Origin of the sequence: Aurantimicrobium sp. INA4 (assembly GCF_027924525.1) — a bacterium.
In the GTDB taxonomy this organism is placed as follows: domain Bacteria; phylum Actinomycetota; class Actinomycetes; order Actinomycetales; family Microbacteriaceae; genus Aurantimicrobium.
This window is the reverse complement of record NZ_AP027040.1, coordinates 1,239,460-1,265,079: the sequence shown is the minus strand read 5'-3', so window position 1 is coordinate 1,265,079 and position 25,620 is coordinate 1,239,460. Positions and strand designations below refer to the sequence as shown.

28 protein-coding genes are annotated in these 25,620 nt (G+C 50.2%); 16 read left to right on the top strand and 12 right to left on the bottom strand.

Translation table 11 applies throughout. From position 1 onward, the window contains the following. The first annotated feature begins 76 nt into the window (after positions 1-76). Positions 77-667 (top strand): hypothetical protein, encoded by a 591-nt coding sequence (locus AINA4_RS06210; protein ID WP_281786592.1) that lies wholly within the window; start codon positions 77-79, stop codon positions 665-667. Between the two features lie 73 nt (positions 668-740). Here the strand turns inward: AINA4_RS06210 and AINA4_RS06205 are convergent, their stop codons facing one another. Next, positions 741-1,010 carry a helix-turn-helix domain-containing protein gene (locus AINA4_RS06205; protein ID WP_281786591.1) on the bottom strand — a complete coding sequence of 90 codons (270 nt, stop codon included), beginning with the start codon at positions 1,008-1,010 and terminating at the stop codon, positions 741-743. A gap of 99 nt (positions 1,011-1,109) precedes the next feature. On the opposite strand from AINA4_RS06205, the gene AINA4_RS06200 reads away from it, so the two are divergent. Continuing rightward, positions 1,110-1,721 carry an SAF domain-containing protein gene (locus AINA4_RS06200; RefSeq protein ID WP_281786590.1) on the top strand — a complete coding sequence of 204 codons (612 nt, stop codon included), beginning with the start codon at positions 1,110-1,112 and terminating at the stop codon, positions 1,719-1,721. Then, positions 1,718-2,611 carry an AAA family ATPase gene (locus tag AINA4_RS06195; protein ID WP_281786589.1) on the top strand — a complete coding sequence of 298 codons (894 nt, stop codon included), beginning with the start codon at positions 1,718-1,720 and terminating at the stop codon, positions 2,609-2,611. Before AINA4_RS06200 ends, AINA4_RS06195 begins: the two co-directional genes overlap by 4 nt. On the opposite strand, the gene AINA4_RS06190 is transcribed toward AINA4_RS06195, so the two are convergent. Then, positions 2,523-3,563 carry an alpha/beta hydrolase gene (locus AINA4_RS06190; protein WP_281786588.1) on the bottom strand — a complete coding sequence of 347 codons (1,041 nt, stop codon included), beginning with the start codon at positions 3,561-3,563 and terminating at the stop codon, positions 2,523-2,525. The two genes, AINA4_RS06195 and AINA4_RS06190, sit on opposite strands and share 89 nt — an antisense overlap. 17 nt (positions 3,564-3,580) lie before the next feature. On the opposite strand from AINA4_RS06190, the gene AINA4_RS06185 reads away from it, so the two are divergent. From AINA4_RS06185 to galU, 6 genes are read left to right on the top strand one after another with little or no spacing between them, the layout of a single operon-like run. Beyond that, positions 3,581-5,077: a PAS domain-containing sensor histidine kinase gene (locus tag AINA4_RS06185; protein WP_281786587.1), complete on the top strand. Its 1,497-nt coding sequence runs from the start codon at positions 3,581-3,583 to the stop codon at positions 5,075-5,077. 51 nt (positions 5,078-5,128) lie between these two features. Further along, positions 5,129-6,520, top strand: a complete 1,392-nt coding sequence (locus tag AINA4_RS06180; protein ID WP_281786586.1) for a hemolysin family protein — start codon at positions 5,129-5,131, stop codon at positions 6,518-6,520. After that, positions 6,513-7,565, top strand: coding sequence for a hemolysin family protein (locus AINA4_RS06175; RefSeq protein WP_281786585.1), 1,053 nt, complete (start codon positions 6,513-6,515; stop codon positions 7,563-7,565). Before AINA4_RS06180 ends, AINA4_RS06175 begins: the two co-directional genes overlap by 8 nt. Positions 7,566-7,594: 29 nt before the next feature. Then, on the top strand, positions 7,595-8,431 hold the full coding sequence (locus tag AINA4_RS06170; RefSeq protein WP_281786584.1) for an ADP/ATP-dependent (S)-NAD(P)H-hydrate dehydratase: 837 nt from the start codon (positions 7,595-7,597) through the stop codon (positions 8,429-8,431). Positions 8,432-8,433: 2 nt separating this feature from the next. Further along, positions 8,434-9,684, top strand: coding sequence for a glycosyltransferase 87 family protein (locus tag AINA4_RS06165; protein WP_281786583.1), 1,251 nt, complete (start codon positions 8,434-8,436; stop codon positions 9,682-9,684). Continuing rightward, a complete protein-coding gene (gene galU, locus AINA4_RS06160; protein ID WP_281787650.1) occupies positions 9,678-10,565 on the top strand; it encodes a UTP--glucose-1-phosphate uridylyltransferase GalU in 888 nt (295 codons plus the stop codon). Before AINA4_RS06165 ends, galU begins: the two co-directional genes overlap by 7 nt. Before the next feature lie 8 nt (positions 10,566-10,573). Here galU and AINA4_RS06155 read toward each other — a convergent pair whose 3' ends face one another. From AINA4_RS06155 to AINA4_RS06135, 5 genes are all read right to left on the bottom strand, one after another. Next, a complete protein-coding gene (locus AINA4_RS06155; protein WP_281786582.1) occupies positions 10,574-11,779 on the bottom strand; it encodes a homoserine O-acetyltransferase in 1,206 nt (401 codons plus the stop codon). Positions 11,780-11,791: 12 nt separating this feature from the next. Next, positions 11,792-12,577, bottom strand: a complete 786-nt coding sequence (locus tag AINA4_RS06150; RefSeq protein WP_281786581.1) for a crotonase/enoyl-CoA hydratase family protein — start codon at positions 12,575-12,577, stop codon at positions 11,792-11,794. A 42-nt stretch (positions 12,578-12,619) separates the two neighbouring features. Beyond that, a complete protein-coding gene (locus tag AINA4_RS06145) occupies positions 12,620-14,461 on the bottom strand; it encodes a hypothetical protein (RefSeq protein ID WP_281786580.1) in 1,842 nt (613 codons plus the stop codon). Between the two features lie 138 nt (positions 14,462-14,599). Further along, positions 14,600-15,907, bottom strand: a complete 1,308-nt coding sequence (locus tag AINA4_RS06140) for a bifunctional o-acetylhomoserine/o-acetylserine sulfhydrylase (protein WP_280798554.1) — start codon at positions 15,905-15,907, stop codon at positions 14,600-14,602. A 62-nt stretch (positions 15,908-15,969) separates the two neighbouring features. Next, the gene (locus AINA4_RS06135) at positions 15,970-17,004 is read right to left on the bottom strand and encodes an acyltransferase family protein (RefSeq protein WP_281786579.1); all 1,035 of its coding nucleotides are present in this window, start codon (positions 17,002-17,004) and stop codon (positions 15,970-15,972) included. An 18-nt stretch (positions 17,005-17,022) separates the two neighbouring features. On the opposite strand from AINA4_RS06135, the gene AINA4_RS06130 reads away from it, so the two are divergent. The 3 genes from AINA4_RS06130 to AINA4_RS06120 are packed head-to-tail and all read left to right on the top strand — an operon-like array spanning position 17,023 to position 19,089. Further along, positions 17,023-17,799, top strand: coding sequence for a potassium channel family protein (locus tag AINA4_RS06130; RefSeq protein WP_096380250.1), 777 nt, complete (start codon positions 17,023-17,025; stop codon positions 17,797-17,799). Beyond that, positions 17,777-18,493 (top strand): uracil-DNA glycosylase, encoded by a 717-nt coding sequence (locus AINA4_RS06125; RefSeq protein WP_281786578.1) that lies wholly within the window; start codon positions 17,777-17,779, stop codon positions 18,491-18,493. The genes AINA4_RS06130 and AINA4_RS06125 overlap by 23 nt, the downstream gene beginning before the upstream one ends. A gap of 17 nt (positions 18,494-18,510) precedes the next feature. After that, positions 18,511-19,089 carry a GNAT family N-acetyltransferase gene (locus AINA4_RS06120; protein ID WP_096380254.1) on the top strand — a complete coding sequence of 193 codons (579 nt, stop codon included), beginning with the start codon at positions 18,511-18,513 and terminating at the stop codon, positions 19,087-19,089. A 46-nt stretch (positions 19,090-19,135) separates the two neighbouring features. Here the strand turns inward: AINA4_RS06120 and AINA4_RS06115 are convergent, their stop codons facing one another. Then, a complete protein-coding gene (locus tag AINA4_RS06115) occupies positions 19,136-19,384 on the bottom strand; it encodes a WhiB family transcriptional regulator (RefSeq protein WP_096380259.1) in 249 nt (82 codons plus the stop codon). Between the two features lie 206 nt (positions 19,385-19,590). On the opposite strand from AINA4_RS06115, the gene AINA4_RS06110 reads away from it, so the two are divergent. Continuing rightward, positions 19,591-20,031, top strand: coding sequence for a hypothetical protein (locus AINA4_RS06110; RefSeq protein WP_281786577.1), 441 nt, complete (start codon positions 19,591-19,593; stop codon positions 20,029-20,031). A 391-nt stretch (positions 20,032-20,422) separates the two neighbouring features. On the opposite strand, the gene AINA4_RS06105 is transcribed toward AINA4_RS06110, so the two are convergent. Continuing rightward, positions 20,423-20,653 (bottom strand): helix-turn-helix transcriptional regulator, encoded by a 231-nt coding sequence (locus AINA4_RS06105; RefSeq protein ID WP_281786576.1) that lies wholly within the window; start codon positions 20,651-20,653, stop codon positions 20,423-20,425. 57 nt (positions 20,654-20,710) lie between these two features. Then, positions 20,711-21,178 (bottom strand): thioredoxin-dependent thiol peroxidase, encoded by a 468-nt coding sequence (gene bcp / locus AINA4_RS06100; protein ID WP_281786575.1) that lies wholly within the window; start codon positions 21,176-21,178, stop codon positions 20,711-20,713. A gap of 95 nt (positions 21,179-21,273) precedes the next feature. Between bcp and rfbB the strand changes: the two genes are divergently transcribed. Continuing rightward, positions 21,274-22,272, top strand: coding sequence for a dTDP-glucose 4,6-dehydratase (rfbB, locus tag AINA4_RS06095; protein WP_281786574.1), 999 nt, complete (start codon positions 21,274-21,276; stop codon positions 22,270-22,272). 10 nt (positions 22,273-22,282) lie between these two features. Here the strand turns inward: rfbB and rsgA are convergent, their stop codons facing one another. Beyond that, positions 22,283-23,308 (bottom strand): ribosome small subunit-dependent GTPase A, encoded by a 1,026-nt coding sequence (gene rsgA, locus AINA4_RS06090; RefSeq protein ID WP_281786573.1) that lies wholly within the window; start codon positions 23,306-23,308, stop codon positions 22,283-22,285. Continuing rightward, positions 23,305-24,684 (bottom strand): 3-phosphoshikimate 1-carboxyvinyltransferase, encoded by a 1,380-nt coding sequence (gene aroA, locus AINA4_RS06085; RefSeq protein ID WP_281786572.1) that lies wholly within the window; start codon positions 24,682-24,684, stop codon positions 23,305-23,307. The genes rsgA and aroA overlap by 4 nt, the downstream gene beginning before the upstream one ends. An 87-nt stretch (positions 24,685-24,771) precedes the next feature. Here aroA and AINA4_RS06080 point away from each other — a divergent pair, with 87 nt between their 5' ends. Beyond that, positions 24,772-25,347, top strand: a complete 576-nt coding sequence (locus AINA4_RS06080) for a sigma-70 family RNA polymerase sigma factor (protein ID WP_280799530.1) — start codon at positions 24,772-24,774, stop codon at positions 25,345-25,347. After that, entirely contained in the window at positions 25,347-25,586 is a 240-nt protein-coding gene (locus AINA4_RS06075) for a zf-HC2 domain-containing protein (protein ID WP_281786571.1), read from the top strand. Before AINA4_RS06080 ends, AINA4_RS06075 begins: the two co-directional genes overlap by 1 nt. Positions 25,587-25,620: the final 34 nt, after the last annotated feature.

Below are 25,620 nucleotides of genomic sequence, written 5' to 3'. Positions count from 1 at the left end.
ACCAAAAGTCTAATTCTCAGGAAAGATGTGGATAACTCCAGCAGATTCTCAGCTTCGGTTCCTACCTTCGCTCACTATGACCTTAGATAACCTCTTTCATGATTTAGAAAGTCAGCTCGAGCGAGAACTGGATGCAGAAGTGCTCAACCGCCTCGAAGATGAGGAGCGCGAGAGACGTTCTAAGCTGACGCTTCGAGACCGCCTGATCGCACTCCAAGGCGCTCAAGAGAAGATCACTATTTCACTGAATCTGAAGGATGGTCGCGAAATATCTGGCTCAATCAAGAACGTGGGCAAAGACTGGACCGCGCTCGAGGTTGAAGGCCCACAGGAGCTCCACGGCGCACTCATCGTTGCCTTGCAGGCAGTGAGATCACTTCGAATTCCCAACGAACTTGAACGACTTAGCCTAGGTAATCAGGTTGGCGAGGTCACAGATAGCGCCTTGGAAGCTCTTTCCTCACGCCCCCGGCTGGCTCAGAAGGTCAACCTGGCATTCGTGCTTCGAGATATTGGCCGCAGACGCAAGCCTGTTTATGTCTACACAGCTGCAGAAACATTCAGAGGAATAATCGATCATGTGGGGCATGACCACCTTGATCTGCGCACATCACAGGGCATGATCATCTGCGCCTTGAATGAGGTTCTCTACGTCCGTATCGAATGAGCTCCGTGAATTTCAGGAAAAAGCAAGAAGGGCTTCCCGACAAATTCGGGAAGCCCTTCTTGATGGGGAAGCTTTAGAAATCAGTGATGTTGTTAGCTGAGGCCAAAGATGAGTTGTTCCACATGGCGCTGCGACGTGAAATCTCGTATTGCTCAGCAATAAACAGCTCAAGAATGTCGTGTTCTATCCGCCAGGGACCGCGGCTCCCCACTTGGAATGCCTGGAGCTCACCAGAGTTGATGAGTTCATGCACATCGGCAACAGAAACTTTCAAGAGTTCTGCTGCTTCGGTCGCGGTAAGAAAACGGTCAGTATTCACGTCAGTAGAGCCAAAATCATTCATGTTCCCAGACTAGGAAAATACGAGACTCAAAAACCTGGCAGGGAAAAATCTGTGGATAACTTTCTTCAGTCCTCACAAGCTTTCGAGAAGATTCTTCTCATGACTCACACAAAGACACGTCGCCTCGACATGCGACTCTTTATCGGATTAGCGCTCGTTGTGGGCGCAGCACTGGGGGGCTTTGCTCTCGTCACGGCAACAGAGAGCACCACCGCGGTTTATGTTGCCTCAAAAACGCTCACACCAGGCCACGTCCTCGACAAGAACGACCTCGTTCTCACAGATGTAAAGCTTGGTAGCTCTGGAACCTCCTACCTCACCGCAAACGCCTTCACACCTGGATCAGTGGTGACCAAAGCCGTTGGTGCTGGGGAGCTTGTTCCGGTCAGCGCAGTGGGAACAGCCAAGCAGGTCGCGACCACGAATGTGGTGGTCCAGCTTGACGTTCCACTTGCGTCAGAAGCTGTGGTCGGCACTTCTGTGGATGTCTGGGCATCGATGGCGGCGGGCCAGGGCGTCTTCGGCCCACCATCCGTCATCATCTCTGGTGCTCAGATTGCACACATCACCGAGGCAACCGGTTTGGCAGCATCTAACGGGGGAGTGCGGGTCGAACTCGTGGTCCCACAAAACAAGGTCGCTGCTCTCCTAGAGTCTCAAGCCAATGGTGATGCTCTTTCCCTCGTCCCAACCCGCGGGAAGAGCTCATGAGCCTGCTCATTGCTGTGTGGGGGCCAACAGGAGCACCAGGTCGAACCACCGTTGCCATCAATCTGGCAGCTGAGCTAGCTGAATTGGGTCAGTCAGTGCTTCTCATTGATGCTGATAGCTATGGCGGAGCCATTGCTCCCACACTTGGCATCATCGATGAAGCGGCAGGTTTAGCTGCAGCATGCCGTTTGGCAGAGTCAGGGACTCTCACAGCACAGGACATAGAAAACCTCACTCACCACGTGTCAACCTCAGTAGGAAACTTACGTGTTCTCTCCGGGATAACCAGAACAGACAGGTGGCCTGAGCTCACAGCAGAGCGGGTGAAGCTTGTTCTGAGCTGCGCTGCTGAAGCCTTTGATGCGGTGGTTGTTGATGTGGGTTTCAATCTGGAAACAGATGAAGAGATCACAAGTGATCTCTTCGCGCCCAGGCGTAACGCGGCAACACTCACGGTGTTGAAGCATGCTGATTGCATTGTGGAGGTTGCAAGTGCTGATGCACTGGGTATTGCCAGGTTTATCCGTGCCCACGATGTCCTCGTTGACTTGTTTCCGCAGTCACTGCGTTTGATTGTGGTCAATAAGGTCAGACCTGGATTAGATCCCAGAGGTAGTTCCCATGCGGCAGAAACACTGAGCCGTTTTGCTGGTTTGCACGAGGTGTACGAGCTGCCTCTGGATGAGAAAGCTCTCAACGCCAGCTATGCAAGCGGAAAACCGTTGAGTATGTCGGCTCACACGAGCAAGCTACGCAAGAGGTTTGTTGAGATTGCAGGCGTGCTTTCACACAGCGCGCCTGTTACTGGGCAGAAGAAGAACCGATTCTCTCGTCCAAGAAAGCAAGCGTTTGCGTCAATGCCGTTTGAGCAGCATCAAGATTCAGCCTGAATTGATATTCATGCGGAAGTGGCGGTGTGTAGTCATCCGGCCAAAACAGTTCCGTGACGTTTACGCCCAGTGACTGCAGCTTTGCAGCGAAAGGCTTAGAGTTCTCCGCCGTGAGTGGATCAGCATTACCGCCAGAGATATAGGTTTCCGGGAAGTTTCCATCCACGTGATGAATGGTGGACATTTCAGCAACAGCTGCGGAGTTAACCAGATCTCGGTCTCCTGTGTAGGCCCACAGCGATGCGTCATCGCCCCAGCCCAAGATTCCCTTTTGTCCCAGAAGTGACGTCACTTCATATACGCCACAGTTGAGAACAACACCTTGGAGTTGCTCGGGTGAGAGAGCAGGAGTGATTTTCATGCCAGCGGCATAGGAAGGCTTGGTAATGATGGTGGCCAGTTGGCTGGTGAGCTGGGCTCCGGCAGAGTCACCTGCGAGCACGATTGCATCAGGGTTGATGTGGAATTTGTCTGAGTTCTCCAGCAAAAACTTGTGTGCTTGGTTGAGTTCAAAAACTGCAGTGGGATACTGCGCCTCAGGCCCATAGGTGTAGTTGAGACCGACAACGGTGTAACCCTTTGAAGCCAATATTTCAAAGTAACTGCGGTCATTGGACTTGTTACCTGAAATCCATGCGCCACCATGAGTCCAAATAACTGTTCCTAAGGGCTCAGTCGTTCCAGTGGGATAAAACACGTCTAGTTGCGTAAAGCTAGATGGTGTGACGTAGGGCTCAGTTGAGCCTTCGGCATATTGGACGTCCAAGACAGAATCAACACCGCTGGTGGGCGCATAGGGCTCCATGATGGCCGCTACTTTTTTCGCGCCATCTTGGAACACCTGGCGAATAATCAAAGCACTGGGCCAAGGGCTTACCGTAAATGCCACAACAGTCACCACCACAATCCCGGCGAGAACAGCTAGTGTCCGCCACAACCACTTCTTACGCATGACTCTAGGCTAGAGGTATGTCGACTCTCAGCAACATCATGGAAGCTCAAGGAATTGGCTCAGCCGCCGATATTGAATGGCTTCACATGCTTATTGGTGACTGGCAGCTCATCGCTGACCTCGCCTTTGCCGACATTGTGTTGTGGGCTCCCACAACAGATGGCTCTTTTGTTGCCGTGTCACATGCCCGCCCATCTAGCTCAGCAACCTTGTTTTATCGCGACTTTGTAGGGCAGAAAATCAAAGCGGAGTGGCGTGCTCAGGTCAGTGAAGCCTATGAAACTTCTGCCATTATCGAATCTTCTTCACCTGCGTGGTACGAAGAAACCCCCACACGAGTTCGTGCCGTTCCGGTCGTGCGCCGTGTCCGCCAGGGATCAAGCGACCCGGCACCAACAAGCCCTATTGCCGTCATCTCCCTGCACACAAACCTGTCCGAGAGTCGCTCTCCTAGTCGTCAGGAATTGACTTTCAATTCCTGCGCTAATGATCTCTTCGACATGATCGCCACAGGTGATTTTCCTGACTTAGATGCAGCACCCTCACCGAGGCGTGGTGCACCGCGTGCCACAGATGGTTTGATCCGTCTGGATGTCGACGGTGTGGTCACCTTCGCCAGCCCCAACGCACTTTCTGCTTTCAACCGCATCGGCTTTAATGATGAGCTCGAGGGTGAAACCCTCGCAGAGGTCACTACTCGTGTTTTGACCGGAAAAATCAACGTCGATGAGTCATTACCCGTCGTTGTCACCGGTCGTGCACCGTGGCGGGCAGATATTGAAGCCAGGGGAGTAACCATCTCTCTTCGCACAATCCCTATTCGCCACCTCGGTGAGCGAACCGGAGCGATTGTGCTCTGCCGTGATGTCACTGAGCTTCGAAACCAAGAGATGGAACTCATCACTAAGGATGCAACAATCCGCGAGATTCACCACCGAGTAAAGAACAACCTACAAACGGTGGCATCACTGTTGCGTATCCAAGCTCGCAGAACACAGTCTGACGAAGCACGTGAAGCACTTACCCAGGCAATGCGACGCGTTGCCTCCATCGCAGTGGTCCACGACACCTTGTCTGAGGGCCTGAGTCAAAATGTGGACTTCGATGATGTCTTCAACCGAGTACTGATGCTCAGCGCTGAAGTTGCCGCCATTCACGGCACCACCGTTCACCCCAGACTTTCTGGAAGCTTCGGTGTTCTCCCGAGCGAATATGCCACACCGCTGGCACTTGCTCTTACAGAGCTCGTGACCAATGCAGTTGAGCACGGCCTTGCAGGCCGTGAGGGAACAGTCATCATTGAAGCCAACCGCACTGATGAAGCTCTCAGCGTTCACATCGTTGATAACGGAACGGGCCTACCAGAAGGTGAAATCGGTGATGGCCTGGGTACACAGATTGTGAAAACACTCATCCAAGGCGAGCTCAGTGGCAGTATCGAATGGGGCCCAGCACCAGAGGGTGGTACAGATGTGTCTATTGAAGTTCCGTTGAGGTTTGTCAGCCTGTCATAGCATCGTTGAGAGGCTTTACTCAGCAACTTCGCTAAACTACAAGTGCAATGGATGACCCCCCGCGAGCCCGAAACCACGACATTATTCTGTCTCACTCACGCCGAGAGCGTGGTGGTCTTGGTGGCTAGCGAATGGATTGCATTCGGTTTTGGTCTTTTGCTGACCGTAGGAACCGGTTTCTTTGTCGCAGCAGAGTTTGCCCTGGTCAATCTCGATCGCCCTGAACTTGAGGCACAGAGGGAGCGAGGCGTCAAAGGTCTCAGCATGACCATCAAGGCGTTGACGATCACGTCAACGCACCTCTCAAGCGCGCAATTGGGAATTACCCTCACAACCCTGCTCACGGGTTTCTTGATGGAACCAGCGCTCTCTGCATTGCTGTTTCAGCCACTTTCAGCACTCGGCTGGAATGAGGCTGTCATTAGAACCGTTGCAGGTGTGAGTGCTGTGGTTATTGCCACAGTGCTCTCCATGATTATTGGTGAACTCGTCCCTAAGAACTTTGCTTTGGCAATTCCTCAAGCAACTGCCAAAGTAGTTATCCCTTTTCAAACCGCGTTCACGTTTCTATTCAAACCTGTTATTGCTTTCCTCAACGGACTATCCAATTCGGTATTGCGAGGATTCGGTTTAGAACCCAAAGAGGAGCTCTCCGGGGCTCGTTCTGCTGAGGAACTCTCCTCACTCCTGCGACGGTCAGCTAGTGAGGGTGCTCTGGAAGCTGATACGGCAACCCTGCTGGGCAAGACTCTTGCATTCAGCGAGCTCTCCGCCAGTGACGTCATGACCCCGCGCTTGCGAATTGAATCTTTAGAACCAGGAGATTCAGCTCGAGCAGTTCTTGAGTTGGCCCGGAAAACGGGATTCTCCCGTTTCCCAGTGGCCGAAGACAGCCTCGACGATGTTGTCGGTGTCGTGCATGTCAAGAACGCTATCTCAGTGCCCCGAGAACGACGCAGCGAGGTTCCCGTCTCCGCACTCATGAGTGAGCCATTACGTGTTCCAGACACGATGTCTCTTGATGCACTCTTGGCCGAATTACGTGGCAAGGGCCTACAAATGGCCATGGTTGTCGACGAATACGGTGGCACGGCAGGAATTGCCACACTCGAAGACCTCGTAGAAGAACTAGTCGGTGAAGTCGCCGATGAACACGACCGTTCTCGCGCAGGAGTAGTCTCCACCGCCGAATACCTCACCTTCCCAGGGTCCCTCAGACCAGATGAACTCGAAGAGCGCGCTGGGATTACCGTTCCAGAAAACGAGAACTATGAAACCGTAGCCGGTTTCGTAATGAGTGAATTAGGTCGTATCCCCGAACAAGGAGACACTGTCCACGTTCCTGGTGGAGAATTCAAGGTTGTTCGCATGGACGGGCGTCGTATTGATCGTCTTCGTTTCACCCCGGCACCTCCCAACGAGGGTGGTGAGAGCGATGAGTGATTGGGCTGGACTGATTTGGCTTGTGGTTCTGCTCGCCCTCAACGCTTTCTTCGTGGCAGCAGAGTTTGCTGTGATCTCTGCGAGGCGCTCGCAAATCGAACCTCTAGCCAACAAGGGCAAAGCTTCAGCTAAGACAGCTCTTTATGCCATGGAGCACGTCAGCTTAATGCTGGCTACAAGCCAGTTGGGAATTACGGTTGCCTCTCTGCTTATTTTGAACGTGTCAGAACCGGCCATTCACCACCTGATGGAGATGGCACTGTATGGAACTGGCTTGGCACCAGGTTGGATTTCTGCGATTAGCTTCATCTTTGCTTTGGTGCTGGTCACGTTCTTGCACGTGATATTTGGAGAAATGGTTCCCAAGAACGCCTCGTTCTCCGTTCCAGATAAAGCCATTTTGATCTTGGCTCCCCCGTTGGTCTTTGTTGCACGCGTTGTGAAGCCAGTGATCTGGGTCATGAATGAAATAGCTAATGGTGTGCTGAAGCTGTGTCGGGTACAGCCGCGTCAAGAAGCAAACAGTGTGTTTACTCTCAATGAGGTAGCCACGATTGTCTCCCACTCCACCCGAGAGGGAACCATCGAGGACAGCTCGGGAACTCTTTCTGCTGCTTTTGATTTCACTACGAAAAAAGCAGGCGACATCAAAGTTTCAATAGATAACTTGGTCACATTGAGTGAAAGCTCCACCGTCAGCGAGCTGGAACAGGCTGTAGCAAAGTATGGCTTCTCTCGCTACGTCATCAGTGATGCCCAACAGGAACCTATTGGGTATATCCACCTCAAAGACGTACTCACCTATGATGATGACATTTCTGAAGCAGGAACTCACACAGGTCCAATCAAAACAAAGCGAATTAGGCAACTCGCTTCTGTCAGTGAATCCACTGACCTCGAAGATGTCCTTGCTCAACTGCAGCGCACAGGTATTCACCTTGCCCGCGTCGTTGATGCGACTGGTGAAACGACCGGTGTGCTCTTCCTGGAAGACATCATTGAAGAGCTTGTGGGTGAAGTCAACGATGCCACTCGCCGGTGGTAGTTCTTTCCCAAATGAACAAGACTGGGAACATGGAACACATCGGCGAATGGGGAGCAGCTGAGGCAGCTGCTCACATTCGTATTCCCACTCCCCAAGACAACAAGTACTCTCATGGGGTTCTTGGAGTTGTCACAGGTTCAGCCACCTATCCGGGAGCTGCTGTTCTGGGAGTAGAGGCAGCCCACCGCACAGGCATCGGCATGGTGAGATTCCTCGGCGAAAAGGAACCTGCATCCTTGGTGTTGGCCAGACGGCCTGAAACAGTGACTGTTTCTGGGGCCGTCGATGCCTGGCTCGTTGGCTCTGGCATGGAGGCAGACCCATATTTCAATCCAGAATTGCCAGATCTTTCTCGTGCATGTTTAGGGTTGCAACCCGTGGTCGTGGATGCTGGTGGATTGGCTTTATTGGACAAAGTATCTGCGCCAGCGGTCATTACTCCCCATGAGGGCGAACTGGAACGTCTCATTCCTCAAGGCGAAGACCCCAACGAGGACTGGGCTCCACGGGCAGCTGATGAACTCGGTGTCGTGGTCGTGCTCAAAGGCTTCGAAACGATCATTGCTGCACCTGAGCACGAATCCGGTGGCAGGTTTATCACTCGGGTGACAGCACCAACAACGTGGTTAGCCACAGCAGGAACAGGTGACGTTCTAGCTGGAATTATTGCCGCCATTATTGCTACGCATAGTCACAATCGAGTTCCGCATCTCACGGAGCTAGCTGAGTATGCAGCTACGGGTGTTTATCTTCATAGTCAAGCAGGACTTCGTGCTGCACAGCAGGGTCCATTTCCTGCGCTAGAAATTGCTGATCAGGTATCACTTGTTGTTCACGAACTCATAACACAGGGCAGTACTTCATAGTTATGAAGCCACGAATCTGGGGGAGCTCACTTTTGTTGTGGGCAGCTTTTGTTTTGGTCAGTGTGTGGCTGGGCTGGCAAGGCTATGTTGCTGAGGCAGTCCCGTACGGAGATGTCTCCTTCGTCTATGAGATGTGGGCTGCACAAGCTGCTCAAGGCGCAGGAACTATTGGAATTGACACAGTGTGGGTTTATCCCGTTTTGGCCTTGGTTCCCATATTGCTGCCACTTCTTGCCGGGCAGGGTTCTTATGCCCTGGGCTGGGTAGTACTCGTAACTGGTTTGAATGCCGTCGCCTTCGCATATTTGCTGTATTCAGCAAGGGGAAGTACTCGAAACAAGGTGCAGCGCGTGGCTGCGTGGTGGTGGCTCGCATTCTTGTTACTACTGGGACCTATTGCAGTTGCACGGTTAGATTCAGTCATCACACCTTTGGCAATTGTTGGTTTACTTGCTGCTGTAGAACGTCCGGCTTTAGCTGGCGCTTTACTCACTATCGCTACGTGGATCAAAGTTTCTCCAGCGGCTCTTATCGCAGCAGTCTTGGTTGCCGTTGATCGCCGAAAAAAAGTCTTTATCTCTGTGTTGGTCACCTCCGGAGTGATAGTTGCCATTGCAGTTATTCTCGGCGGAGCAAGTAACCTGTTCAGTTTTCTTGGACAGCAAACCACACGGGGGTTGCAAATAGAGGCTCCACTCGCAACTCCTTTTCTCTGGCTAGCTGCGCTGGGCCAAGAAGGTTATGCCGTCTACTACGACACCGTGATTTTGACCTTTCAGGTATCGGGTGAAGGAGCAAACATTGCTGCAGATCTTTCCTCGGTCCTTATTGCTCTGGGATTTGTGGGAATTTTGGGCTGGGGAATGCTGCTTCACCACAAAGGCTCAAATCCCAGCCATGTTCTGCCCGCGGTCGCACTTGCGCTCACAATGGTTCTTATTGTTTTCAATAAGGTTGGTTCGCCTCAATACATTGGGTGGCTTGCTGCCCCCATCATTGCCGGGCTAGTGATGGAGCGCGTACGCTTCGTCGCGCCTGCAGTAGTTGCCCTTGTGTTGGCGGCACTAACGCAAAGCTTTTACCCTTACCTTTATGCGGGTCTGCTCAATGTTCAACCTCTTGAATTGAGCTTGCTTACGCTACGAAATATTGGGGAAGTAGTACTTCTGGCAGTTTCGGTGTGGATTCCTTATGAATCAAAGCCGAAAGCCACGTCCTTGCCTTACAACCTCGCAGGTAGTGTGGAATTGTGAGCAACATAACCAAGGCAGTTATTCCTGCAGCAGGCTTAGGTACGAGGTTCCTTCCCGCAACAAAAGCTTTGCCTAAAGAGATGCTGCCTGTAGTTGATAAGCCAGCAATTCAATACGTTGTTGAAGAAGCTGTTGGCGCAGGTCTTGCACATGTCCTCATGATTACAGGACGACACAAAAACGCTTTAGAAAACCATTTTGACCGCGCCGTCGAACTTGAAAACCTGCTTATTGAAAAAGGTGACAAAGACCGCTTAGGTGTTGTTGCAGAGGCAACAGGTCTTGCTGATTTGCACTACGTCCGTCAGGGAGACCCATTAGGACTTGGCCACGCTATTTCTAAGGCCGAAACTTTTGTGGGCAATGAACCGTTTGCCGTGCTTCTCGGTGACGATCTCATTGAAGCAAACAGCACTCTCCTCAAAGACATGATCGAGATTGCCAACAATCAGCAAGCAAATGTTGTTGCATTGATGGAAGTTCCTGAAAGTGACGTTCACAAGTACGGAATTGTTCGAACTGGAAATCGTCACGACAACGTTGTTGAGGTTTCTGAGTTGGTCGAAAAACCATCTACCGAAGCAGCACCCTCGAACTTTGCCGTGATCGGTCGTTATGTATTACAACCAGGCGTCTTTGAGGTGCTCAGGAACCTTAAGCCCGGTCTGGGCGGGGAATACCAGCTAACCGATGCATTGAATGAGATGGCAGCTCACCCAGAATTAGCAGGACCAGTTATTGGACTGGTTTTTGAAGGCCGCCGTTTTGATACCGGTGACCGACTTTCTTATCTCAAGACAATTGTCGAGCTCGCAAGTGAGAGAGATGATCTGGGTAGCGAATTCACAGCATGGCTCAGGGGCTTTACCTCGAAGCTGTAAACCTAAACTTAGGTTGCAAGAAGCCTGCTGAGTTGTTCACCCACAAAATCGGATTCGATCAAGAATGCATCGTGACCAAAGTCTGATTTCAATAGAGCAGGCACATCGCCATTGATGTTTCCGGGGATGTGGGAAGCAAGTCGTTGTTGGCCAGCCAAGGGGAAGAAACGGTCACTGTCGATACCAATAATCAGTGTGGGAATCGTGATCGATTCCAGCACTGATTCAATACTTTCTCGATTACGACCCAAATCGTGTGAGTTCATGGCTTCGACGAGAGTGACATAGCTGTTCGCATCAAAGCGGCGAGTGAATTTGTTGCCATGGAAGTCTAGATAGCTGGCCACAGCAAAACGACCACCCTTACCTAAAGGACTGATGTCGCTTTGAGAGGAACGATCAAAGCGTTCATTGAGCTCAGCGGGTGTGCGAAAGTTCTGGAAGGAAATTCTGCGCGCCAGTGCCAGGCCCCGATATGGGCCCACACCATCCGCAGCCTCGTAATAGTGACCTGCACGAAAAGCTGGATCTAGCATGATCGCTTCTATCTGAACTGTGTTCAATGCAATCTCATCAGCGCTTGTTGCTGGTGGTGCGGCAAGCACCGCCAAGCGCTCGACGCGCTCGGGGAACATTGCACCCCATTCGAGTGCATGCATACCGCCCATGGAGCCACCAATAACAGCAGCCCACTTGTCTATGCCAATCACGTCAGAGAACAGCGCTTGGGCACGTGCTTGGTCACGGATTGTTGTGTAGGGGAAACGAGAGCCCCATTCGTATCCGTCCGGTGCAAGTGATGCTGGACCGGTAGAACCTTGGCAGCCTCCCAAAACATTGGGTGCAACGACAAACCACCTATCGGTGTCGATGGCAAGACCTGGGCCAACAACCTCATTCCACCAGCCAGCTGTGGTGTGACCGCCTCCGGCGGGCCCCACAACATGGCTGTCTCCGGTGAGAGCATGGAGAACCAGGACTGCATTGTCTTTATCTTCGTTGAGGGTTCCCCATGTTTCGTAGGCAATACGAACGTGAGGAAGAGAGCCCCCACATTCAAAATCAAACGGGCCTAGATTGGCAAACTGTCGGTTTCCAGGTGCATCGCCATCGCGCCAAGCACCTGTGACGGGAGGTTTTCCGGCAACAGAGCGAACCTGCTCGTCAGTGATGAATCCTGAGGGCAGGTTATCGGCGGAATCTTGCCAATCCATAGTTCATTAAGCCTACTTGCCTGAGAACGTGGGCTTTGACCTCGTCGCAAAGGAGGCAACACCCGCTTTGAAATCCTCGCTAGAGAGAAGTCCGGCTAATTCCTGGGGCAATGCACCCAAAGCTTCTATTTCAATTGCTGCTCGCGCCATTCGCGCATTCCTCAGTGTTGCTTGAACAGCAAGGGGAGCCTGATCGGCAATCAGTCCAGCAAGCTCCATTGCTCGCTCGACCTGTGTTCCGCGAGGGACTACTTCATTGATGAGGCCAATACGAAGTGCTTCCTCTGCGTTGAACGTTTCACCAGTTAGCAAATATCGAGATGCGTAGGCCCACCCTACCCGGGCTGGGAAGCGGGTGGTAGCACCGCCAAAAGGCATGATTCCGCGCGTGACTTCCAGCTGCCCAAAAACTGTTGTCTCATCAGCAACAGAAAGCTCAGATGCCAAAATGAGCTCAACACCGAGAGTGAGACAAGTTCCTTGAACTGCCACAACAACAGGTTTTGAAATGGGCTGGGTAGTGATCCCCCAGGGGTCCAGCCCTCCGGCTGGTGTGAGCTGAAGACCTGACTCATTTGCAGTTCCCAACACATCTGCAAGATCCAGGCCTGCTGTGAAATGCTCGCCCGCGGCAGAGACAACTAAGACGCGGATATTGTCGTCGCGGTCTGCTTCTGCGTAGGCAAGAGAAAGCTCGGAGAGCATCTGCCGATTGGCGGCATTCATTTTTTCGGCGCGGTTGAGTCTCAGCTGCCGGATGTGGCCATGGTCATCAACTTCAATCATCGGTTCAACCATGTGAAGAGACTACCCCAGCAATTTAGAGTAATTGCAGGGGAATTAGCCGCGAGAAATAGAAATGGGCAAATCAGGACAAAATTCGTATAAGCCCGACTGTAAATCCTCATCAGAGGAAACAACCTTTAGCTCAGTTTTGGCCAAACTAGCCAAGTCGCAGAGTAGTTTTGGGTCTGTTGGCGGCAAATAGTAGGCAAGGTATCGAATGTCATAAACATTCGGTTTTAACGAATTGGCCCAATTCGAAATATTCCAAAAATTCAGAGCACTTGCTTGATCGCCACGTTGCGAAATCCAATAAACAACGAGGGATTCGTTGTCATCCTTAAACATTTGAGTCGCGACTTCATCATTAAACAGCTCCCCTTGAGGGGAAAAGAAAATCGAAGATATATCTTTCAAAGCAAATGTCGAGGGTTTTGGAATCGACCAGTTGAGTGCTATCAACAAGGTGAATGTAAAGAGCGAAGCAAGAGAGTAACGCAGTATTTTTTGTTTCTGTTTACTTATGAATACAAACACGATTGGAATGATGATTAGGCAAATAAATGCCGAACCAAACCAGAGCATCTTGAATGGGTAATAGGTCCAAGGGTCCTCTAAGTTTCGATTGAGAAATAGAAGTCCATTCACTGCAATAAGTTGGGCAATACCAACAGAGGAGTATGCAATAAATTTGGATGACTTCGGTCCAAATACAACCAGGCTAATCAATACCAAGCAGAGTGGAAGAAGCCACAACATCGCAGTCGGTATATGTTCAACGCCCCCTGGAGAAGACAAAAGCGAAGAGGTTCTTATAAAACTTGGGATAGTAATTACTAGGCCAAAAGCTATTGTGATGACCATTGGGAAACCCCAGGTAAACAGAACAGATAAATCTGACACAAAAATGGTTTTTCTCTGTCGGACAACAACAATGGCTATGAACGCAAGAATAAAAATAACTGTTGGCGTCCATGTAGCAATGATTAGTAGAGATGACAGAAATAAAACACCAAGAACTACAGCAGGCTGCTCTTCCTGGAATTGAAAAGCGAGAGTGGCAACCAATAGAAGTGCCAGCCCCAGCGCAGCATTAAGAAAACCGTATTCAATCGGATATCCAACAATGAACCACATTGTTGTAGCAAAGGAAGCAACTCCAGCAGAAAGAATCTGCCATTTCTGGGAAAGGTTCTGACGACGGGAAATCTCTGCTCCCAACAGACCAGCAGCTAACCCGAGAAGAATTCCTGTGAAAAGCCAATACATCTGCATTCCGAGGACATCAGCCATGAGATTTCCATGTTGTTCGTAGTCGGTATTTGGCTGAACCAGAAATATTGAGAGTAAGGAAGTGGTAAAGGGGACAGGATTTCCTCCATCGCCGATGAGTACGCCGCCGTCATTTGTTAAGTCCCTGACCATGAGGATGTTATTGACTGCGTCATTATTCATAACCCAGGCAAATTTGTTACCCTGCGGCAAAAACCTTGAAGCTAGGAAAGAAATGCAAAAAAAGAGAGGCCCAATAAGAGAAATAGTTTGAGCTCTTCCCCAACCTAGGACACTTGTTTTTACAATCGCCTTTGATTGAGTAGCAAACTCAATTCCAATTGCGACAAAAGTCACCAGACCCAATGAATCTGCAATTGTTTGGACGTATTGAGTTTGGATAAATGTCCCTAGCAGTCCTGAAACAAGAACAGTTGACCCCAACATTAGGAATGCTGCAGTACCGGAAAGAACCAACCCCAATTTCTTGGCGTAAAGAAAAGTCAAGACTACAAAACAGAGCACAAACAACATAGATGTAGTGAGAATTGACAATTGAAATCCCACTATTGAAAGCACAACTACAAGTAGGGAAGCCCACAAACGAAAACTAGTGGAAATAGCCAAGACTGCCTCTCGAATTCAGCTCTATGGATAGCTGAATATGTCAGCCCTCAAGATAGTAACGCTAGCAAGCTTTTGACTTGTTCTGGATATTCACGGCTGGTGAATCTAAGCTGAGGATTCGTCAAGATACGTTCCTGCTCAAATCGAAGCCGCTGCATCCAGCCCTTGTTGAAGGTCTGCTTTGAGGTCATCAATATTCTCAAGCCCAACGGATAAACGAACCAATCCTGGAGTCACACCAGTAGTTAGCTGCTGTTCTGGAGTGAGCTGTGAGTGGGTTGTAGATGCTGGGTGGATCACCAATGAGCGAACATCACCGATATTTGCGAGGTGGCTAAAGAGATCTAGGTTGTCAACAAATGCCTTACCTGCTTCAACTCCTCCCTTGAGTTCAAAGGAGAGCACAGCACCAACGCCCTTGGGGGCATAGCGGTTTGCTGCGGTGTACCACGGGCTTGAAGGCAATGCTGCGTAGTTCACGGAAGCAACCTGGGGGTGTGCTTCTAACCACTGAGCAATAGCGGTCGCATTTTCAACGTGACGTTCAATACGCAGGCTCAAGGTTTCAATTCCTTGGATTATTTGCCATGCGCTTGCAGGAGCAATAGATGAACCAAGGTCACGCAGCAACTGGACACGTGCCTTGATGATGTACGCAATCGAATCGCCAAGTACGGTTGTGTAACTTGCACCGTGGTAAGAGGGGTCAGGTTCTGTCAGGCCAGGGAACTTCTCAACGTTCTTAGACCATTCAAACTTTCCGCCGTCAACAATGATTCCGCCGATGACTGTTCCGTGACCGCCTAGGAACTTGGTTGCGGAGTGTACAACAATGTCAGCTCCGTGCTCGAGAGGACGGATCAGGTAGGGGGTAGCGATTGTGTTGTCCACGATGAGGGGAACACCTGCCTCGTGCGCAACCTTGGAAACAAGTCCAATATCCAAAATGTTGATACGGGGGTTACCAATGGTTTCACCGAAGAAAAGCTTGGTGTTGGGGCGAACGGCTGCACGCCACTCGTCAGCATCATCTTGGTTTTCTACGAAGGTAACTTCGATACCGAGTTTGGCCAGGGTGTACTTGAACAAGTTGTAGGTGCCACCATAAATAGAGCTTGAAGACACAATGTGGTCACCAGCTTCGGCAATGTTGAGCACTGCAAAAGTCTCTGCGGCCTGACCAGAAGAGACAAGAAGCGCTGCGGTTCCGCCTTCGAGAGCAGCGACTCGCTGCTCAACAACGTCCTGAGTGGGGTTCTGGATGCGGGTATAGATGTTTCCAAACTCTGCCAGAGCAAAGAGGTTCTTAGCGTGCTCGGCGTTGTTGAACACGTAAGAGGTGGTTTGGTAAATCGGGGTAGCACGAGCATTAGTCACTGGGTCTGGCTGTGCTCCAGAGTGAATCTGCTTGGTTTCAAACTTCCAGTTGGCTTGGTTGTCGCTCATGGTGTGCTCCTTATTTGGGTAATCAAAACTTGCTATGACGTTACGCCCAGAAGGAAAGCTACTCAACGGGAAGCGTCACGGGGTGTAACAAAGAGCCAATTGAGGTTGGGTTGAACCAGAGGTTTGAACAGTTTGACAACCGGTTTTGTAGACAACACAACGGTCAACCCAAACGAGAGAACGACAGCAAGCAAGATGTACCAGAAGGGACGTTCCCCATCGAGAACTCCGTTTTCACGCAGTGGGTAGAGCACGAACGTGTGCAGAAGGTAGACATACATCGTCGCTTGCCCGAACTGGGTAAACCATGTTTGTTCGCGAGGAATCAAAATGAGGAAAGCCATAATCATTCCGGCAGCTACAACCATGGCGGCAAGACGCACAGCGCCGGACCACCACTGGTCGTAGCCAAATGACGCATAGCCTGCGTCATAAGTAATGAAGCTACGAATCTGCACTTCACGCCAAAACGGAACGCTCAACGAAATAGAAACTGCAACGGCCAGCATGAACGTGGTTGCTGCCACTCGCCAGCGAATGACGGACTGGGAACGTAGCGCCATCCAGCGCTCGCCGAGATTCCATTGGCGCAGCTGCCAGCCGAATACGAAGAAGGGCAAGAAACCCAACACACGGGCAGCTGAAAAGGTTTGGTCAATAGGAAAGTAACCTGCAGCGATGGAAATCACGATGCTAATCAGCAGGGGATATTTCAATGCGACCAGATAGGGCAAAATTATGCGCCAGATTGCTAAAGCGAGCAGGAACCACAATGTCCAAGATGCTCGAGTGACGTCCAAACGGAAGCTGCCGTTGTAGAGGAAAAGAACGACTGACCAAATGACTTCAAAGATGAGATACGGAACAAGAATGTCTGTGAAAACGGACCTGATTCTGTTGTCATCTGGTGCTGTCCCCTTTGTGAAGTAACCAGAAACAGCAACAAACACAGGGACATGGAAGGCGTAGATAAAGACGTAAAGAGTAAATGCGGCATCATTTTCTCCCACCATCTTGGTGAGAGTGTGGCCAGCAACCATCAAAGCAATGGCACCAAAACGGGCGTTATCCCATAACGCGACCCGTTGTGTGCTCATATTTACTAGCCTAGAACTATGGAAAAGAGTCCCAAGCCACTGGTAATGAACGCAGACGGCATGTTGGTGGAAGACACACGAAGCCCTAAAGAGATCACGTGGGAGAAATACACCACGCTTCCTTTCATCTTCCTGTCCTTTATCTTTCTTCTTGGTTACTCCGTGCTCATTCTTAACGATGAGGTCTTTACTCAGGGAATAGACAAGTACATCCTCGTGATGCTCGGAATTATCTGGGTTACCTTCATCATCGACTATTTCGTTCGTCTCACACTGTCGAACGACAAGCGGGTCTTCTTCAAGCGCAACGTCATAGATCTCATTTCTATGGCAATCCCCTTCACGAGACCTTTCCTTCTTCTGATGTATTTATCGCGACTGCGTTGGTTTAGAGGAAAGCAGGGGTCTTCTGTACGGGCACGTTTGGTTGCCTATGCAGCATCCTTTGCATTGATGTATATCTACGTCTTGTCACTCGCTGTGTATGGCGCAGAACGCAGAGCGCCGGGAGCCAGTATTACCAGCTATGGTGATGCAGTCTGGTGGGCAATCGAAACCATTACGACTGTGGGTTATGGTGACATGGTTCCCGTCACTATCTTTGGCCGCATTTACGCCTCATTGCTCATGCTTGGTGGCATGATCATTGTTGGTGCTACGACGGCCACCGTAATTTCCTATCTCACAGAGAAAGTTCAGAGCGTTCACAAGCGAAGTCTTGATCACCAAGCTCACCAAAATTCCCACTCGGGGCATTCAACAGAACACAAAGATGACTCTCAGCCTCAATCTTGAGGAATTAGCCCAATCAGGGGATATTCATCAGAGTTGGGTTGAGCCACTTCAGTCTGTCCAACCACTTCTCCTTGAGATCCAATCACGACTTACACGTGACCTAGATCAAGGTAGAACGTTCTTTCCTAAGCAACACAACGTAATGCGAGCGTTCACAATTCCTATTTATTTAGTCAAGGTTGTGATCCTGGGTCAAGATCCTTACCCCACGCCAGAAGATGCGGTTGGGTTGTCTTTCTCGGTTTCACCAGAACAACGCCAACTGCCTCGAAGCTTGAGGAACATATTCACAGAACTTCAGAAAGATATTGGGTGCCCCCAGCCATCCAATGGTGACCTCACACCATGGTTTGAGCAGGGTGTCATGCTTCTGAACAGAGTCCTCACGGTTGAATCCGGTACAGCCGGGTCTCATCGCGGAATTGGGTGGGAAGAAGTTACAGCACAAGCTTTATCTACTCTCAACAACAGAAAAGATAAGTCGCTCGTCGCAGTCTTATGGGGCAACGACGCGATATCTGCAAAGCATTATCTGGACAAATCAGTACTTATTGAATCTGTTCACCCCAGCCCGTTGTCTGCTTCGCGAGGATTCTTCGGATCTCGGCCATTCAGCAAAGTCAATAATGCTCTTGAAGAGCTTGGCCAGACGCCCATCAATTGGGCGTTGCCAAGCTATTCAGCGTTGTTCTAGTCGGTTAGGCTGGGCACGTGCTTCCAGAGGAATATCTCAAACCGCGGCAGTTGCCACGGCATCTTCAAAAGAAGCCGGAGCCTGAGGCGCCTTTCTCTTTTGAAATCAGAGAAGCCCGAGAGTCCGACCTTCCTGACATTCAGGAAATCTATAACTACTACGTCATGAACTCCGTGGTGACTTTCGATGAAAACAAAATGAGCTTGACTGCGTGGAAGAAAAAGTTTGCCTATCTTCAGAAGCTCAATATGCCTTTCATTGTTGCTGTGTCCCCGGGGCACCAAGTCCTTGGTTACGCACTCGTGACTCCTTGGAAGCAAAAACGTGCCTACAGATTCACCGTGGAGAACTCTGTTTACCTCAGGGCGGCGTCTACAGGAAAAGGTTTAGGCAAAGCACTCATGAAAGAACTGATTTCACGTTCTGAACAGGTTGGCCTCAAGGAAATGATTGCCGTGATAGCTGACGGTGGAGCCGAAGCCTCGCTCAAACTTCATGAGGATTTTGGTTTCAAAGAAATAGGGCGGATGGGGCGCGTTGGTTTCAAGTTTGACCGTTGGCTTGGAACCGTGATGCTCCAAAAGTCACTTAAATAAATATGCTCACAAGCATTGAGCTTGTGAGCATATTGTGAAGAGTTAATTAGCTTGCGCGACGTGCACGTGCTGCGCGGCGCTTGAGTGCGCGGCGCTCGTCTTCGCTGAGTCCACCCCACACACCAGAGTCCTGACCGGTCTCAAGGGCATACTGGAGGCACATTTCAGTGACGGTGCAGCGTGAGCAGACGACCTTGGCCTTGTCGATCTGGTCGACGGCTGGGCCGGTGTTGCCTACGGGAAAGAACAGCTCTGGGTCAACCGTGAGGCAAGCTGCGTCGTTACGCCAATCCATGATGGTACTCCTTGTTTGTGGGCATGCTAAAAAAGACAAAAGAACATTCGGACTAGATTCGAATGACTGCCGATAGTTAGTCCCAAGGTCATTTCCAGAGCGAAAATGCCTTGCCCACCTCGACGTGGGGGCTTATCGACTTAGATAATGGTGACACGCCTTCAAGTTAAGGTCAAGACTTTTTTCACAGAAAATAGGCGATTCAGATGAATTCGGAAGAAAAACCCCTAGAAATAGGTCCTCGTAGTAAAAAAAATCGTCCGGGAAGCGCGCTAGTTGTTTTTCTGGCTGCTTTGGTTGGATGTGAGTCTTTGATTGTATTTGCAGGCGGTTTTTACTTCTTTTCACAACTATTCGTCCAAAAAACCACCAACCTAGCAGGGGCAATCGTCATTATTGTCATTACTTTGCTGATCGCCTTCTGGTTAGCGTTTGTAGGTATTGGAACGCTAAAAGATCAAGCATGGACTAAAGGCGCGATCATTACCTGGCAGATTCTCCAATTTGCTCTGGCAACATCGTTCATCGCAGGATTATCTGCATGGCAACCGATTGGCTGGTTACTAGCTTTTATTGCAACCGTGACAACAGCAACATTTGTGGCTGTTATTGTCCGTTCGGCCCCCGAAAAAACATCTAGCTCTTAAGAACTCCAACACCACTTGCAACAAGGTGTTCACCTTGGCAAAGGTGCGGTTGAAAAGGGCATTCGCTCACTCTTCCATGCGAATTGCTGAGACCCATTTCGAGCCCATGGCTTTCTGGAAGTTCTTCGAGTACAGAAGCAATAGGCGGCCAGGTTGGTTCTTCTCCCGGGAGGACAGGACGAGCCGCCACCCACTGTATGGCCCGGTCCTGATTAGGGCCAACTTTGAAGGAGTCGATTGTATAACCGCACCCTGCGTTGTCTAGCTTTTCCAAAATGGACGTGATGCCCACCGATTCCCCCATTATTTGTACCATGACTGTCCCTTAAATATAGCGTCCCAGTGTGCGTAAAGTGCACACAATTGGCTTAGGAAGGGAAACTAGTCTGAACTACAGACATTTTGAGGCAAGGAGATCTTGGGGATCTACTTCTAAGGCCTGAGAAATGCTGAAGAAGTTAGACATTGTCGGAGAATAATGCCCGTTTTCAATTCGGTTTATGGTTTTTCTGTCCAAACCAGCTTTGAGCGCAAGATCTGCTTGTGATAGTCCTCTTGACTTGCGAAAAGCGCGAATTGAAGTCGCGAGATTGTGTTCATAACTTTCGATGTCTTGTGACATCTTTATCAGACCTTCGAGCAGAGGAAATGGGCTGTTATCAGTATGGCGGATAGTTGTTCACAAACCCAGTTTCAACATAAGCGAGGCTACGTGACCGGTTGCTTTGACGTTATACAGAGCAAGCTCAATTTTTCCTGACTCATCGATCACGAACGTCGAGCGGATGACTCCCATAACGGTCTTTCCATACATCGATTTCTCGCCATAGGTTCCGTATGCATTGTGAACAGTGAGCTCTGGATCACTCAGGAGGGGGAAGGTCAAGCTTTCAGTAGTTTCAAACTTCTTGAGCTTGGAGAGTGGGTCTTTGGAAACTCCGAGTACGACATACCCCTTGTTTGCAAGTTGACTTAGGTTGTCACGGAAATCACATGCCTGCTTGGTGCAGCCTGGAGTGGAAGCGGCAGGGTAGAAATAGAGGATAACTTTCTTCCCAGCAAAGTCGCTCAGACTGACAGATTTGCCATCCTGATCGGGAAGGGTAAAGGAGGGTGCAGTTTGTCCAGCTTCAAGTCGTGTGCTCATGCATCCAGCGTATAAGGCACAGAGAAACTCTGCTACTGCTGACAAGCCAGATAAACTGGTGATTCACATTGAAGTTAGTTTGTTGAGGTGTTGTTGTGAGCAAGATTCTGGTCACTGGTGGTGCAGGTTTTATTGGTTCAAACTTTGTGCACTACCTCTTGGACAACACCGACCATGAAGTTACTGTTCTCGATGCCCTCACTTATGCAGGTAACAAGGCATCTTTGGAAAACCTTCCTTCCAACAGGTTCAACTTTGTGCACGGCGATATCCGGGATGCTGAGCTCGTAGACCAGCTATTTAGTAAACACGACACAGTGGTCCACTACGCTGCAGAGTCTCACAATGACAACTCCCTTGATAATCCACGTCCTTTCCTAGAGACCAACATCATTGGTACATACACACTGCTTGAAGCAGCACGTAAATTCGACACCAGACTTCATCACATCTCCACAGACGAGGTTTATGGAGATTTAGAGCTCGATGACCCGGAACGGTTTAGCGAATCCACACCGTACAACCCCTCGAGCCCTTATTCCTCTACTAAGGCAGGAAGCGACCTCCTTGTTCGTGCATGGGTCCGCTCGTTTGGAGTTCGCGCGACTATCTCAAATTGTTCAAACAACTACGGTCCCTACCAACACGTTGAGAAGTTCATACCTCGTCAGATCACAAATGTGATTCGTGGAATTCGACCCAAACTGTATGGCGCAGGTGAGAACGTCCGCGACTGGATCCATGCAGATGATCATTCCAGCGCAGTTATGACAATTGTTGATAAAGGTGTCATTGGTGAGACTTACCTCATCGGTGCTGACGGAGAAAAAAACAACAAAGAGGTCGTTGAACTCATTCTCACCACGATGGGTCAGCCCGCCGACGCATATGACCATGTAACCGATCGAGCAGGTCACGACCTTCGTTACGCTATTGACTCCACCAAACTTCGCACAGAGTTGGGATGGAAGCCTTCTCATGCTGACTTTGAATCAGGAATCGCTTCAACAATTGAGTGGTACAAAAACAATGAAGAATGGTGGGCACCGACCAAGGACGCCACTGAAGCCTTCTATGCATCAAAGGGTCACTAGATTTCAGTACTTAGCTCATTGAAATCACGAGTCGCCTGAAAGAATCAAGCCTGCCAATTTGGGCTGGATTAGTTCCGTCTCGCAGCACACTATCTAAATCACAGTCGGGGGAATCTGCAGAGTGCGAACATCCCCTCGGGCAGTTTTGTGCGATTTCTTGAAGATCAGGAAACGCGCCTAAAACGTTAGCCGTGTTTACGTGGCCCAAACCAAAGGACCGTACTCCTGGCGTATCAATGATCCAACCAATCCCAAAAGGCGTATCAAGTTTGAAGCAAATGCTTGAACTGGATGTGTGGCGACCTCGGCCAGTAACTTCGTTGACGTGACCTGTAGCTCTTTTGGCATCGGGGACTAATACATTGACCAATGTTGACTTTCCAACACCTGAGTGCCCGACTGCAACCGTGGTGTGTCCAGCTAGTGCTTTCTGAAGATCTTCGATTGGAACTTGGTCAGTACCGCTTCGGAAGATGGGTATATTCAAGCCTGAAAAGTTAGATAAGAATTCGCTCGGGTCGTGTGTGTCACACTTTGTGACGACCAATAGGGGGGTAATTCCTGCATCAAATGCTGCAACGAGATACCTATCAACCAAGCGAACTCGTGGTTCTGGGTTTGCTGCTGCTATAACGATGAGTAATTGATCTGCGTTCGCAACAATGACGCGTTCAACTTCGTCTGTGTCATCAGCGCTTCGTCGAAGTAATGTTTTCCTGGGTTCTACGCGAACAATACGTGCAAGAGATCCAGGGCTACCTGTCACATCTCCAACAACATTGACAATGTCTCCCACGACAATCGCGTTTTTGCTCAACTCACGAGCTCGAGAGCACGTCACAGATATTTCATTGATGAGTACGGTGTATCGGCCTCTATCAACACCAGTGACCATGCCTTGAACAGCGTCAGCATGATCTGGACGAGTTTTTGTGCGTGGTTTGTTTGCTTTCGGGTTGGGCCTTATCCGAATATCAGACTCGTCATACTGCTCACCTAGTGAGCTTTCATCAGAGTCCGAGTTCCACCAACTCATGAGGATTTTGGCTCCACAAGCTTTGACCATAACTCAGGAAACTCAGGAAGCGTCTTAGAGGTTGTGGCAATGTTTTCTACCTCAACCCCCGGAACTACGAGGCCAATGATGGCTCCGGAGGTAGCCATGCGGTGGTCCTCATAGCTGTGCCACACTCCACCATGAAGCTGCGCCGGCTCAATATGTAGGCCATCTTCTAGCTCAGCGACTTTGCCACCAAGCTTGTTTATCTCTGTTGCTAGGGCTGCTAAACGGTCCGTCTCATGGTGGCGAATGTGGCCAATGCCGGTGATCGTGCTGGGGCTAGATGCCAGTGCAGCAATTGAAACAATTGCTGGAGCTAATTCGCCCCCTGTAGTGAGATCGAGTGTGATGCCCGAAATGACCGGTTTACCAGAGGCATCAAGACTTCCAGATACTGTGACTTTGTCACCTTCACGAGTAACTTGTGCGCCAAAAAGTGGCAGTATTTCGAGCAAGTCATTGCCCACTTGAGTAGTGTGTTCAGGCCAGCCGGAAATGGTGACAGTTCCACCGGTCACAACAGCGGCAGCAAGGAATGGGGCAGCGTTGGATAAGTCGGGCTCGATCTGAACATCAACAGCAGAGATAGGGCCAGGCTTCACAATCCAGTGGCCAACCTCGGGGTTCTCTACCTGAACACCGCGCTTCCGAAGAACCTCGAGAGTCATCTCGATGTGGGGAAGACTTGGCAGGCGCTCACCAGAATGGGTGAGGTCTAGGCCTTGCTCAAAGCGCGCTGCGGAGAGAAGCAAACCTGAGACAAATTGGCTGGAACTGGAAGCATCTATGGTGAGTTTTCCGCCCGTAACCGAACCAGTTCCGTGCACAGTAAAGGGCAAAGAGCCGCGACCCTCATCGGCAACATCAACGCCCAGCGCTTTGAGAGAAGTAATTGTGGTTGCCATCGGGCGTCTACGTGCACCCTCATCACCATCAAAAGTTGTGGGACCGAGTGCGAGGGAAGCCACGGGAGGCATAAACCTCATTACCGTTCCGGCTAGACCACAATCAATCGTCGTTGAGCCGGTGAGTTCTCCTGGTGTGATCTTCCAATCTGGGCCGAAAGTCCCCTCGCCAGGGATCTCTTCAATTGTTGTTCCAAGTGATCTCAGGGCTTCAATCATGAGTCTGCTGTCGCGAGAATGCAGCGGGCGATGAATAATCGAAGGCCCATTTGCTATAGCGGCAAGCACAAGCTCACGGTTTGTCAGTGACTTCGAACCTGGGATTTGCAGTGACCCAACAACCGCTGACGAAGCTAGAGGGGCTTTCCAGTGCGCGGTTGTGTCCTCGGGAACATCATTTGACCCATATGGGTCAAATTCTGGCCGGGAATAAGGAGTTGTCTGCATCTGTTCTAGGTTATCGAGGATTGGTTAGGAGTGCTCACCATGGCAGCTGTGCTGTTAGATGAAGAGGCAGGCGTAGGCTTGTCAGTAATGACTTCTGCAGCCTCAGCCCGGAGCCAACTCTTTGAAGAGCAGGCAATGGAGCACATTGACAAGCTTTATGCGCATGCAATGCGCAAGACAGGCAATTCAGCAGACGCCAATGACTTAGTGCAAGAAACCTATCTCAAAGCTTTTGCGGCTTTTGATCAGTTCCAGCAGGGAACAAATATCAAAGCATGGTTGCATCGCATTCTTGAAAATACCTACATCAACCAATACCGCAAGCAACAGAATCAGCCTTACTATTCCCCGCTCGAAGAATTAGAAGATTGGCAACTTGGGGATGCAGAAAGCAGAACGGCCACATCAAGCCGTTCTGCTGAAGCAGAAGCAATTGATCACTTGCCTGCAAGTGCCATCAAAGATGCCCTGCAGGCACTCCCCGAGGACTTCAGAGCTGCGGTGTATTTGGTAGATGTTGAAGGATATTCCTATCAAGAAGTTGCAGACATCATGGAGACACCAACTGGAACTGTGATGAGCAGACTTCACCGAGGAAGAAAGCTCCTCAGGGAGCAATTAGCTGACTATGCGCGAGAACAAGGTTTTGGAAAGGACAAATAATGGGTGATTGCGGTTGCGAGAAGGCCAAAAAAGACCTTGAAGAATACCTTCACAATGAACTGTGCAGCGAAGAAGCAGCAGATATCCGTGAGCACATGGAGAACTGCCCTGATTGTGCAGATGAACACAGGGTCGGTGTTGTCCTCACAGAAGCTGTGAAACGTGCTTGTGAGGAGAATGCTCCTGAAGACCTGAAGCAAGAGGTGTTACTAAAGCTCAGAAGCATGCAAAAGCATTAGTTCCAAAAACAAATGAGGCCCACAAGCTAAAGCT